This window comes from Enterococcus sp. DIV1096b, from assembly GCF_050498765.1.
Lineage (GTDB): Bacteria > Bacillota > Bacilli > Lactobacillales > Enterococcaceae > Enterococcus_D > Enterococcus_D entomosocium.
In genome coordinates this window covers 48,879-61,163 of the sequence record NZ_JBMHEK010000001.1, presented here as the reverse complement: position 1 = coordinate 61,163, position 12,285 = coordinate 48,879, and the positions used below count along the sequence as shown (strand labels likewise).

Genomic DNA, 12,285 nt, shown 5'->3' with positions numbered 1-12,285 from the left:
AAAAGCCAGTTACTTTTCTGCTATTTCTACCTTCTCATATTTCTTGAAAATTGCCAACAATAACTGACAGCGTGCATACAAAAAACAGCTAAGACCAAAAAAGCAGGCAATGTACATGCTGAAAACCAGTGCATAGGGTGAAAGAAGCATGATGACAATAGGGGCTGCAGTCAGAATATGAAGACTAAGTATTTTAAAAGGGTGCTTTGCGGCGACTTTTATGCTGTTCAAAAGGATCGTTTTGATTCCGCTATCGTAACGTGCGAGTAAGAAAAACGAAACTTGGAAAAATTGAAGCCACATGAACGTACAAATTACTAAGCCTACGGTAAAAAGATCAGGCGTCCCTTTTAGTTGGAAATAATACAACCAATCAGCAGTCAAAAGCCACAAAGAAAAAAGTAGACTGATCCAGATAAGAGTGCTCTTTCGAAAGCTTTGGCAAAAGACCGACCAAAACTGCTGAACAACAGCCGGTGCTTTTCCTTCTATCAGATCAGTCGCCACTTTAGAACCCGCAGTAATGGCTGCACCGATCGTGAAGAGCGGCAAACTAAAAAACAAGAGTAGTACATTTAATAGGAGCAACTGGCTGAATTTCCAAGCGATTCGTGCGAAGAAGTTTTCTGAATGAAAAAAGTGTATCATGTGGGTTTACTCCTTTACTGATCCGACAACGATTCCTTGAACGAAATATTTTTGTAGAAGCGGATAAATAATCAATAACGGCACCACTGCCACCACGATCTTCGCTGCATTCAAGTTTCGATCAGAGACCGCTAGCAGACTTTGTAGCTGCTCGGAAGTCAAATTCCCAGCTTGTTGCATTGTTTCAGCAATGTTGACTGATAGTGTTTGGATATAGGTCATTAAAGGATAGTTTTCAGTCTTGGTCATATAGATCAGTCCACTGAAAAAATCATTCCAACTACCGACAATACTGAATAGAGAAACAGTTGCCAAACACGGCAAAGACATTGGAATATAGATTCGTCCCAAAATCTGCAGTGGGTTGGCCCCATCGATCCGAGCAGATTCTTCCAATGATTTGGGAATTCCCCGAAAGAAATTCATCACCAAGATCACACTGCCGATAGGGACTGCACTAGGTAAAATCAGGGACCAAATCGTATTCAATAATCCTAGATTGCGAACGACCAAATACGTTGGGATCATGCCGCCACTGAAGAGCATAGCGAAAACCATCACACTCATGAATAATTTTCTCGTTCGAAATACTTTTTTTGATTTAGATAGCGGATAAGCCATCGTTACGATCATCACCAAATTCAGCAATAAAGAGATCACCACACGAATGACTGAAATACCAAAAGAACGCCAAAACTGCTGATCGCTCATGATGCGCTCATAAGCCGCTAAGGTCAGATCTACTGGCCATAGCCCCACAGCATTTGCCGCGACGGCACTGCTGCTGCTTAAAGAAAGTGCCACGACATTCAACATCGGTACTAAACAAGAAAGAGCCAAAACAATGACGATCAAATAAATTACTGCATGCCGTATACTAAATTTTTCTTTCATCTCTTTTTTCCTTTCCTTAAAACATCACTCTGTCAGTCTTCTTCTCCGCAATTTTGTTGGAAGACCAAATCAAGAATAGACCGATCACCGATTTGACCAGACCAACGGCGGTTCCTAAGCTATAGTCTCTACCGATCAGACCGATTCGGTAGACATAGGTATCGATAATATCGCCGCTTTGATACACAACCGGAGAATACAGGTTATAAATTTGGTCGAAGCCGGCATTCAAGATATTAGGCAGCGACAAAATCGTCATCAGCAAAATAAAAGGCATCATCCCCGGCAGGGTTACGTGCCAGACTTTTTTTGACCAAGAAGCACCATCCATCGTTGCTGCTTCATATAATCCCGGATCAATCGAGGTAATGGCAGCAAGGTACACGATTGAACTGTAACCAAAACTTTTCCAAACATCGGTCCCGATCAGCAAACGAGGAAACAGCTGATTACTACCCAAAAAGTTTAATGGTTCTACACCAAAGTTTTGTAAAATCTGATTCACCGTTCCATCAAGACTGAATAAATTGACCACTACTGAAGCCAATATGACCCATGAAAGAAAATGGGGCAAATATACGATGGTCTGAATGGAGCGTTTCATCCACTTTACACGTACTTCATTTAATAGAATCGCAAAAAGAATCGGTACGATCGTATTAAAGACAATTTTCCAGAAAGCGATGAAAATCGTGTTTTTAGTTACTAAGAAAATATCCGGTAAACTGAACAAATAGCGAAAGTGCTCGAATCCCACAAATTCAGAACCAAATACACCTTTCGCTGGCACATAATCTTGAAATGCCATCAACAACCCAAACATAGGACCATAAGAAAAAATCAAAATAAAAATTATGCCTGGTAAAATCATCCCTAGAAAGAAAAGCTGATCTCGAGAAAACCACTTTTTCTTTTCTTTTTTGCTTTCTTTTTCAACAGAAAGTTCCATTTACTTACTCCTCCATAAATTTTTTGCCTCACCAGCCGCTTGATGAAAAAATTCGAACAAAGAAAAGGCACCTGCAGTCGGTTTTCCTGCATACAACCTTGCTTTTCTTTGTTCGAAAGACGAGTGTCAGAACCGCTGGAGTGGCCGCTTAATTATCTGCTCGCTGATCTACTACTTCTTGCATTTCTTCAAGTATGGCTGTCCCACCTTGGCTATTCCAGGTTTCAACATAGTTGTCGAAGTTTTCCAGGGGTTCTTCTCCAGTGATAAACTTAATGAAGGTCTCTTCCTCCAGTTTCCCTACTTGTGCGCCGTTTCGTTCATTGGCTTTGATCGAATCAAAACGCGGTGGTTTCACTTCATTCAAGCGTCCTTGCTCTCTGATACCGCCCATCACATTATTGACGGCTAAATAGCGGGAGGCATAGCGGGTCCAGTCCACCGGATCAGTTTCTTCAGGGCTATCCAGATATTGCTTGATTTTTTCGGCGTTTTCTTTGATGAAGAAGTTGGAGATATCCTCGATAGATGTTTCGCCAACCGCCGCCTTGGAAGCTTCTACTGCATCATCAATCTCACTATAGGCTTTTAAGAAAACAACATTCCATGGACGAACCGTCCCATCGACATCCACTTTCGCATAGTCATAAATTTCCGGAAACTCGGCTTCAATATCTTCCGAGTTGGCAACTTCACCATAAATCAGATTGATCATCTCCATGATTTTTTCCGGCTCAGAAAAACCTTTGCGCACCACGATGTATTGCCCAGTGCCGCGGTTAGCCACGGCATTGACCCCTCCATCGCCGTTAGCATTTTCAAGGGCATAAGGAACAAATTCAGCATTTGGATCATTTTGTTTGGCTTGTACTAAGCCCCAGTCAGGCATGTGCCAAGGACCAAAAGCGATGCCCGTTTCTCCATTAACCATCATGGCATGGATATCGTCATACGTGCGGGTACCAAATTGCGGATCCATGAACCCTTCATCTTGCCAGTCCTTCAGTAGCGTTAGTGCTTCTTTCATTTCTGGCGTATTGGATCCATAAAACATCTGCCCATTCTCATCTTGGAGATACGATTTTGGGTAGGCTCCAAACGCATTCATGATGGCTGTTCCGGTATATGCCGTGCCGCCATGATTTGGCGAAGACAACCAGAAGGCCAATGGCAAACCAACTGCTTTTCCGGTATTGGCTAAATCATTTTCTTGAAAAGCAATCGCTGTTTCCTTCAACTCATCCAATGTAATTGAGCGATTGCCATCTTTATCCAGTTCAATACCTAGCTCATCTAGCCAGTCCTGGCGCAACCAGACAAGATTGGGCCCGAAGTCATCGCTAGTAGATGGGATCGCCATCAAGCGATCATCAAACGTGGCTGCTTCTAACTGAATCCCATCAAACGAATCATAGATGTCTTTTAGAAAATCGTCGGCATGCTCCTCAAATACTTCGGTCAAGTCTTCCACTAAATCATTGTTAACTAATTCTTCCAATTCATCTCTTGATCCGACGATCATCGTATCCGGTAGTTCCCCTGAAGCGATCGCTAGCGATACTTGACGATCATAGTCTTCCCCATGGGCTTCAAAGGCACTCTCCAGCTCGATGCCCAAGCGTTCTTGAATCAATCGAGTATATGCGTTATTGCTGTAAGAATCCCCCTCAGGCAGTTTCGAGTTCGGTGCGGTCTGGCGTCCGATCGTAATCACGGTATCCCCATTTTCATTGGTCTTTGCTTCTTCTGAACTGCATCCTGTCATAATAAGTGCTGAAGCAACTGCTGTTAACATTGCTGTCCCCCGCCTAAATTTCATTGTTTTCCTCCTCAAACTTTTTTGATATCCTTATTATACGCAATCGCTTCCACAGAAAATATAGCACTTTTTTCAGATTCATAGCACGATTTCCAGAAAAATAAAACGTTTACAAATCCACTCTGTTGCTTTTTTTGTTTATCGCTTACTATAGAAAGAAGAAGCGACTGCGTAATTTTCTCTATACGAAAGGACGGCGAAAACCATGTACCGACTGCTGCTTGCTGATGACAGCTACGATCAAAGAGAAGTGATCAAATACTTCTTGAGTCAGCATGAAAAAGAATGGCTGATCGAAGAAGCCAAAAATGGCCGCGAAGCCTGGCAACTTTTTCAGGAACAGCCCTTTGACTTGATAATTACCGACGTAAAGATGCCCTTTATGGATGGACATGCCCTCGTAGCGAGAATCAAAGAAGCAGTTCCTGAAATTCCTGTGATGTTTATCAGCGGCTTTGAAGATTTTCATTATGTAAAAAAAGCCATACAGTTACAAGCGGTTGACTACCTCTTAAAACCAATCGACCCTGATGATTTTTATGAACAAATAAATAAAATCATTCTTTTTATTGATCAACAAAAGCAGCGCGCTTACACAAAAACAATCGCACAAACCCATTACTTGAAAGAGATTTTGAGTAAACTTTTTTATGGCTATCCTTGGCATTCACTGCCGAAGGAAGAGCAATCGATTGCACAAGATTTTTTTAAGACTCATCCCTCTTTTTTTCTCGTTACTTGGCCGCTGGATTCTTGGAATGCGCCGGATTTTGTCCCTTCGCTATCTGCTGCATTTCCTGAAATGTTCAGTTTGTTTTTAGCTCCAGCACAACTGCTCTTTTTTAACGAACCTTTGCCAAAAAGGGAAATCGAAGAGCGAAAAAACAACTTAACTACCTATTTTTCCGAACAGTTTCAGCAAAAAATAACACTTTTTGACAGCGGACCAGTTCCCCACCATTCAGGGGTGTATGGCACCTATCATGACTTACTGAGAACCAGTCAGCGGTCTTTTTATCAGCAAAACAAAGGGAAAATCTGCCAGCTGCTTCCGGGAGATCACTACATCGTCAAGAAAGCGCTTTTCGAAAAAACCGTTTCGTATGTGAATCAATACGAAAGTAAAAAAGCCCACGCGCTTGTGAAAACAGTTTTCGACTGCTTTGAAACAAATGGACGTGAGGAACCAACCAATGCCAAGTTTTATTTTGCGACCTTTTATCAAACAATCATCGATCAGTGCACGATCACTTTTGATGCGGAGTGTGGCGCTAATCAGATTGGAAAAATACTGGAAGCGCCAAGTCTGCAACTAATTGCGGATATTTTTGATGCCCTCTTCCATTATATCCATGATGCCTTGCTTCAAATCAACGGGAGCCAGTCAAATGACTATGTGCGCCAAGTAAAATCCTATATATTCGCTCATTTTCACCAAGAGTTGAGCTTGGAGCGGTTAGCAAAGGAAGTCAATATCAATCCTAACTACCTAAGCGAATTATTCAGTACTTCTGAAGGCATGGGTATCACCAAATACATCAAGTCTTACCGTATCAAACAGGCTCAGAAGCGTTTAAAGAACTCGAACTGCAGCATTCGAACTATCTCCAAACAAGTTGGCTTTAATCATTATTCCTATTTTTGCAAAACGTTCCGAGAAATTGTCGGAATGACGCCGGATGCGTATAGAAAGAGAGGTCCCTCTTGTTAAGAAAAGTCCACGATTGTGTTAAAAATTTTCGTTTTCAAAAAAAGATCGCCCTTATTTCAATTCTTTCAAGCATTGTTCCTCTGATCGTTTTGACCTTTGTCGGGGTATCTATCATCCGAGCCTTTATCCAACAGCAGGAAAAAAGTGCTTACTCCGATAATCTCAAAAGTATCAGCTATCAGTTAGAGAGCAAGATCCACACCTATCGGGACAGCCTGCTCTTTTTAGCCAACAATACCGCCTTGACGCAAGAGCTTTCTAGTCAACGCTTCTCAAACTTTGATCAATACAATCTCTTTCAAAATACGATCGTGCCTTTGTTTCACAGTGTTCGTTTTCCGCAAGCAGATATTAAAGGCATCACGCTATACACCACGATCGATCTTTATGATCATGGGCAATACGTCAAAAAAATCACGGCTGATACAGCACTGCCTTTTCTAAAAGAACAACCTTCGACCGAGATTCGAACGTATTTTGACAAAGAACGGGAGGAACTTTCTTTTTATACCAACCTTTTTTTAAAAGGCCATACCGCAGATTCCTTAAACTACATCGTTTTAACCATCGATCGAGCAGCATTGTTCACGAATCTTGATGCAGTCACTGAGGAACCTTACGATTTGACGATCCAGTCAGAGACCGGGCAGACGCTTTACCGCATTGATTATTTGACGAAGCAGCAGCGTACTCAAAAACAGTGGTTGGTTGGAAGCGCAGTTATTGAAGAAGCCCCTGTACTGCTGGATAATCATTGGCAAATCGTTTTTGTTAAAACCGCACAGTCATTTTTCAGCAGTCTACTGTATCTAGTTGGTGCGGCACTCATTATCTTTGGTTTTGTATTATTGATATTGGTTTTATCCAGCTGGTGGCTAGCAAAAACCGTGGTACAGCCGATCAATTCTTTGGCCCAGCAAATGGCTTCTTTATCAATGGATCAATTCAAAATCCAGCACACATATTCTTCAAAAGATGAAGTCGGACAGTTATACACCAATTTTCAAAAAATGCTAGATAAAATCGCTGAGCTGATCAATGAAGTATATGAAGCCGAATTGAAACAAAAAGAATACGAATTGCGGGCTCTGCAAGCCCAGATCAATCCGCATTTCTTTTATAATTCCTTAGCACTGATCAGCAATACTGCCACACTAAACGGCAATCACGAGATCCGTGAGATGGCTCAGCTGCTGTCTCGATTCTACCGTCTCAGCCTAAACCAAGGATCCAACCGGCTATCCGTCAGCAAAGAACTCGATCTGACGATCACCTATGCTAAAATTCAGCAAAAAATGCATCACCATTCCTTTGATTTAGTCCTCGAAATTGACTCAAATATCGATGAATATCCGATGATCAATCTACTCTTGCAGCCGTTTGTCGAGAATGCCGTCTTTCATGGGCTTGATCATATTGAAGATGACCGCAGAGGGGTATTGACGATCCGCTGCCTCAAAGAAGGACAATGGCTACGGTTTGAGATTCAAGACAATGGTCCCGGGATTGATCCTGAACAGCTAAAACAACTGGAGGAACCTTCTGATCAACATTATGGTATCAACAATGTACGCCAACGGCTAGCATTGTACTATGGCACGCAAGCTTCCTTATCGATTCAATCAGTAAAAGGTGAAAACACCACAATTGTTCTACTCATACCGCAAGACTTACCTCCTCAAAAAAACCGTCAGTGAAGAATGTTTAATCACTAACGGTTTTTTGGTGTCAAAATATTCAGATATTTATTTTAATGCTTGATTTCAAGTACCTATTCCTCTACAGCAAACGTACCGACCTCTAATAATCCTTGCCGACCCTGGTCTCGCGTCACGCCTTTTGCTTTCTTTAACATTCGTTCCCAATACTCCATGGTATCTTTTATAAAATCCTTGTTGCCGTCAGTACACCCTTCACGAATAAACAGCAATACCAAACCGCTAAAAAAAATCAAGGCTTCTTCATGGTATTTCCTCAGATCGTTTTCTTGCTCACATTGAAAAACAGTTGATTCAGCGATTGCTTCTTGAAAATATGCAAAAGAACGCTCTTTTATGTAAGGACCACAACCAATATCATTTAAAAATAATGCAAAAAAGAGGGCTCGATTGCGACTGGCGAACACGTAATAGTCATGCCAAAAACAGTATAGAGGATCCAGTGTCATCACCGTCTCTTTTTTTGCTTCATGAATGTCATGGAAGACATCATCGACCATTGCCTGTTTATAATTTTGCATGTTTGAAAAATTCAAATAGATTGGTTGGGTCGATGTTCGTGCATATTTAGCAATGTCGCGGACAGTGATTGGCCGATAAAGATATTCCACCAGATATTTTTTTAAACAGTTGATCAAATATTTTTTCGTAATCGTTGCTTTTCTCATAATACCCCTTCCTTTCTTGAGGCGATCAGCTCTCGCTAACGCTCCTCTACTCTCACTTGCTTTCTTCCAGTGAAACACCACCAACACCCAATTTTCTTACTGAAAGTAATCTGCATACTTCTACTTTAACAAAAAAGAGAACGTTAACATATACTTTCTGCCGAATTTCTTAATTTTGTTTTATATTTTTGACCATTTTCCTGAAAAACTTCCCTGTTTTCCTCGGCTAAGTCTTAAGACTGATTTTTTTGATACTACTTGTGAAATGATACTATGTAATGTATAGTATGGATATGAACAGGAGGAGAGCCTTTGGATGCCCAATTAAAAAAAGGATTATTGGAAATTTGTGTTTTAGCCTATTTGCAGCACGGGGACTCTTATGGCTATGAATTAGTCAAAAATATTTCTCCTTTACTACCAATCTCAGAATCCACCCTCTACCCTATCTTGAAGCGCTTAGAAGCCAGCCGAGCGGTTGAGACTTACAACAAGAGTCATCAAGGACGGACCCGAAAATATTACCGCCTGACCAAACTTGGCAAACAGCGGATCGACGATTTTTTAACCAACGACTGGCCCCAATTGACATTGATCCAGCGATTTATTAAAGGAGGAACACTAGATGAACAGAGTTGATTTTATCAAGGCATTGGCTGCAGAATTATCTGAAAAAGTCAGACCTAGCGAGATTCATCAGCTGATCAACTATTATGACGAGATGATCGAAGATTTGATGGAAGAAGGATACACTGAAGAAGAAGCCGTGGCACGCCTTGGCTCCCCAAAAGAACTGATCCAAACAGTCACAGAAACAGAAGAGGTCGTGGTAGAGATTCCCCGCCGCTTTCATCCCTTTTTGCTCTTGATCTTAGTGCTAGGCTTTCCATTGTGGGGCAGCTTATTGTTAAGTGCCGCTTTGCTGATCCTAAGCTTTTTAATAATCATCTGGTGTGTGCCTTTCACCACTGGCATGATTGGTGTCACTACGTTTATCGGTGGGATTGCTAGCGTTGTCTTAAGTCCCATGCTGATGGCGGATGGTTTCTATCTCTTTTTAAGTCAGTTAGGCGTGGGGATTTTCTTATTTGGTTTAGGGCTTCTTTGTCTGATCGCCACTTATAGTATGAGCCGACCTTTTTCACGTCTTACCCACTCCCTTGTCGTTTGGCCAAAATCATTTGTTCAAAACTATCGAAAGAAGGCAGTCCTATGATCAAAATCAATAAGCGCTTTTTCGTTTTTCTCAGTCTGTTGTTTATTATTCTCGGACTGGTCATCACCTTTATCGGTTTTTCAATGTCAGGGTACTCACCTGATGCCTACCATATTGAGCATCGTCGTTGGTATCAACTGATTGGTTTCTACACAGACTAATCGGCAAAAACAATTATAAGTTGTTTTTTTCGTCAGAAAAACTAGCAATTTGCATTAATTTCATGTATCGGTGAAAAAATTGAACTTCTCTTTTTGACGGAACCATATTACTATATAGGTACATCCTGTATCCTATTTCATAGGGTAACCAAAAAAACCCATACCATCCTATGGGTTTTTTTGCTGTCTATAAAAGCAAAAAAACGTGCCGCAAGTCCAGGTATCGCCAAGCCAGCTGTTTTAGCTAACCTTGGCAGAACCCGTCTGCAGTACGTTTTTTCTAATGATCGATTATTCCCCTAGTACTGGCTGTTCTTGCACAGTGCCAATAGGAAACAAGGCGCGAAACACCCGGCGAACGATTGGACCTGCAATGAACAATTGCAACGGCAATGCGACGATCACATTTTTCCCAATGTTGCTTAGCCAATTGACGAACACCGAGTGATCAGGGTTTGGGTGCATCAACGCACCAAAGAGTGACATACAGATCACCATGCCGGCGATCATCAATGAAGAAATCAACCCAATTTTTTTCCAAGTAGCTGATTGATGGTCCAAAAATCGAAACGCCAAACCTTTTGCCGGACCAGAAACAATGAACCAATCCAAAATAAAGGCGACACAAAGGGCTAATGGTAATTCATTCCATGCCAATTGGAATGCCAATGCCGAAACACCGACTTGAAACATGAGGTTATAAACACTCATAAAATACACCATGAAAATACACATAAGTGTCGTATAGATCAAACTTTCTTTTTTATTGATGGGCATGTTACAACTTCCTTTCTCTTTTTCGTACTCGACTATTCTAGCAGAAGAAAATTTTTCGTGTAAGTAAAAGTTTGAAAACTTTCAAAAAAGTTTTTTGCTATTTTTTTATCCACTTCTCTTGACACTTTCTTATGAAGTCAGTAGAATAGCGATAGATTAAATCGTACAGATAACAAGCGGGTTCGCTTGTCGAGAGAGAGGCGGTTTCTATGAGAATAGAAACGGTCTCTTTTTTTGCGAATTTTTAGAGGTGAGAATATGGAAAACAACAAAAAACTCGTGGGGGCGATCCTCGCAACCGGATTGATGTCATTTGCAGGCGTGCTGATTGAAACAGCCATGAATGTAACGTTTCCGACATTGATCGATCAATTTACGCTTTCAACATCCGATGTCCAATGGGTGACGACCATCTACTTACTGGTCATCTCCATCATTGTCCCAGTATCGACCTACCTTTTGAAACGCTTCTCATTGAGAACCTTGTTTCTAGCTGCCAACGCCTTCTTCCTTGTTGGCTTGGTGATCGACTTTTTATCGCCGACGTTTGCCATTTTGCTGATTGGCCGCTTTTTCCAAGGTGCCAGCACAGGGATCGCACTGCCTTTGATGTTCCACATCATTTTGACTTACTCCCCCTTTGAAAAGCGGGGAGCGGCGATCGGCTTAGGGAATTTGACCACTTCCATCGCTCCAGCGATCGGACCGACATATGGAGGATTATTGACCGCCCATTGGTCTTGGAATGCGATCTTTCTTTTCTTGATCCCAGTCTTACTGATCTCCCTAGTACTCGGTCTTTACTCGATCCCTAAGACGGCTGGGGCAAAAGACACTTCCCTGGATTTACTGAGTGTATTAGGAATCGTCTTGATGTTCAGCGGCTTCTTATTGTTCTTGAATCAAGTAGGCACCTTAGCGAGTCTACTGCCGCTGCTTTTCGGTTTCATTGGTGCTGGCTTGTTTTATCAACGTTCAAAAGGTCCAAACCCTTTGATTCGTTTGGCTGTTTTGAAAAACTGCAGCTTCAGTTTGTTTCTTTTCGGCTTTCTCGTTTGTCAGTTCCTTTTACTGGGCATTTCCTTTGTTTTGCCGAACTTTGTCCAACTCGTCTTGGGAAAAGATGCCTTTACTGCAGGATTAGTTATGCTGCCCGGGGCGGCCATCGGGGCGGTCCTTGCGCCGATCTCTGGTCGGTTGCTGGATAAAGTTGGACCGAAAAAACCGATCCTGTCTGGTTTGACTTTGATTGCCATTGGTTGGCTTGCCTTAGCCCTTGTTTTGCGTTCTCCTTTCATTTGGAGCCTAGTTGCCGGACATGTCTTTTACATGATCGGGATCGGCTTAGCCTACAGCAATATGATGACCACCGGCTTAAACAAGCTGACTCCTGCGTTGTACGCGGACGGTAATGCGATCTTTAATACGCTGCAGCAATTTTCTGGTGCAGTGGCGACGGCTGTGGTGGCGACCATTATCAATTTGGCACAAAATGCGACGACCGATTACACCCAAGGGACGGTCATCGGCTCTCAAATCGCCTTATTCTTTTTGTGGGCCCTGGTCTTACTGACTTTCCTATTAACGATTAACTATTTCCGCAAAAACACCGACCAAAAAGCTGTCAGCTAACTGCGGCTTTGCCAATTGAAAAACAACGAAAAAAAGCCGCCCTCCCTTGAGGACGGCCCATAAAAAAATCCGCTTCCGATTCCCCTTCTTAG

Annotated in this window: 12 protein-coding genes; 6 read left to right on the top strand and 6 right to left on the bottom strand. The window is 42.1% G+C overall.

Going from position 1 to position 12,285, the window contains the following annotated elements; translation table 11 throughout:
- Positions 1-9 precede the first annotated feature (9 nt).
- From IGJ17_RS00280 to IGJ17_RS00265, 4 genes are all read right to left on the bottom strand, one after another.
- Positions 10-648 carry a DUF624 domain-containing protein gene (locus IGJ17_RS00280; protein ID WP_005232876.1) on the bottom strand — a complete coding sequence of 213 codons (639 nt, stop codon included), beginning with the start codon at positions 646-648 and terminating at the stop codon, positions 10-12.
- A gap of 6 nt (positions 649-654) precedes the next feature.
- Positions 655-1,542 carry a carbohydrate ABC transporter permease gene (locus IGJ17_RS00275; protein ID WP_005232877.1) on the bottom strand — a complete coding sequence of 296 codons (888 nt, stop codon included), beginning with the start codon at positions 1,540-1,542 and terminating at the stop codon, positions 655-657.
- Between the two features lie 16 nt (positions 1,543-1,558).
- Entirely contained in the window at positions 1,559-2,491 is a 933-nt protein-coding gene (locus IGJ17_RS00270; RefSeq protein ID WP_008376715.1) for an ABC transporter permease, read from the bottom strand.
- A 148-nt stretch (positions 2,492-2,639) separates the two neighbouring features.
- Positions 2,640-4,310, bottom strand: coding sequence for an extracellular solute-binding protein (locus IGJ17_RS00265; protein WP_016611650.1), 1,671 nt, complete (start codon positions 4,308-4,310; stop codon positions 2,640-2,642).
- A 205-nt stretch (positions 4,311-4,515) separates the two neighbouring features.
- On the opposite strand from IGJ17_RS00265, the gene IGJ17_RS00260 reads away from it, so the two are divergent.
- Positions 4,516-6,021, top strand: coding sequence for a response regulator transcription factor (locus tag IGJ17_RS00260; RefSeq protein ID WP_008376719.1), 1,506 nt, complete (start codon positions 4,516-4,518; stop codon positions 6,019-6,021).
- Complete coding sequence (locus IGJ17_RS00255) at positions 6,015-7,718, top strand: histidine kinase (RefSeq protein WP_142437334.1); 1,704 nt, start codon at positions 6,015-6,017, stop codon at positions 7,716-7,718. The genes IGJ17_RS00260 and IGJ17_RS00255 overlap by 7 nt, the downstream gene beginning before the upstream one ends.
- A gap of 74 nt (positions 7,719-7,792) precedes the next feature.
- Here the strand turns inward: IGJ17_RS00255 and IGJ17_RS00250 are convergent, their stop codons facing one another.
- A complete protein-coding gene (locus tag IGJ17_RS00250; protein ID WP_005232882.1) occupies positions 7,793-8,494 on the bottom strand; it encodes a TetR/AcrR family transcriptional regulator in 702 nt (233 codons plus the stop codon).
- A 225-nt stretch (positions 8,495-8,719) separates the two neighbouring features.
- Between IGJ17_RS00250 and IGJ17_RS00245 the strand changes: the two genes are divergently transcribed.
- From IGJ17_RS00245 to IGJ17_RS00235, 3 genes are read left to right on the top strand one after another with little or no spacing between them, the layout of a single operon-like run.
- A complete protein-coding gene (locus tag IGJ17_RS00245; RefSeq protein WP_005232883.1) occupies positions 8,720-9,046 on the top strand; it encodes a PadR family transcriptional regulator in 327 nt (108 codons plus the stop codon).
- Positions 9,033-9,623 carry a DUF1700 domain-containing protein gene (locus IGJ17_RS00240; RefSeq protein ID WP_005232884.1) on the top strand — a complete coding sequence of 197 codons (591 nt, stop codon included), beginning with the start codon at positions 9,033-9,035 and terminating at the stop codon, positions 9,621-9,623. The genes IGJ17_RS00245 and IGJ17_RS00240 overlap by 14 nt, the downstream gene beginning before the upstream one ends.
- Positions 9,620-9,784 (top strand): hypothetical protein, encoded by a 165-nt coding sequence (locus IGJ17_RS00235; RefSeq protein ID WP_005232885.1) that lies wholly within the window; start codon positions 9,620-9,622, stop codon positions 9,782-9,784. Before IGJ17_RS00240 ends, IGJ17_RS00235 begins: the two co-directional genes overlap by 4 nt.
- 291 nt (positions 9,785-10,075) lie before the next feature.
- Here IGJ17_RS00235 and IGJ17_RS00230 read toward each other — a convergent pair whose 3' ends face one another.
- Positions 10,076-10,561 carry a hypothetical protein gene (locus IGJ17_RS00230; protein ID WP_005226468.1) on the bottom strand — a complete coding sequence of 162 codons (486 nt, stop codon included), beginning with the start codon at positions 10,559-10,561 and terminating at the stop codon, positions 10,076-10,078.
- A 258-nt stretch (positions 10,562-10,819) separates the two neighbouring features.
- On the opposite strand from IGJ17_RS00230, the gene IGJ17_RS00225 reads away from it, so the two are divergent.
- The gene (locus IGJ17_RS00225) at positions 10,820-12,193 is read left to right on the top strand and encodes an MFS transporter (RefSeq protein WP_142437335.1); all 1,374 of its coding nucleotides are present in this window, start codon (positions 10,820-10,822) and stop codon (positions 12,191-12,193) included.
- The last annotated feature ends 92 nt before the right edge of the window (positions 12,194-12,285 follow it).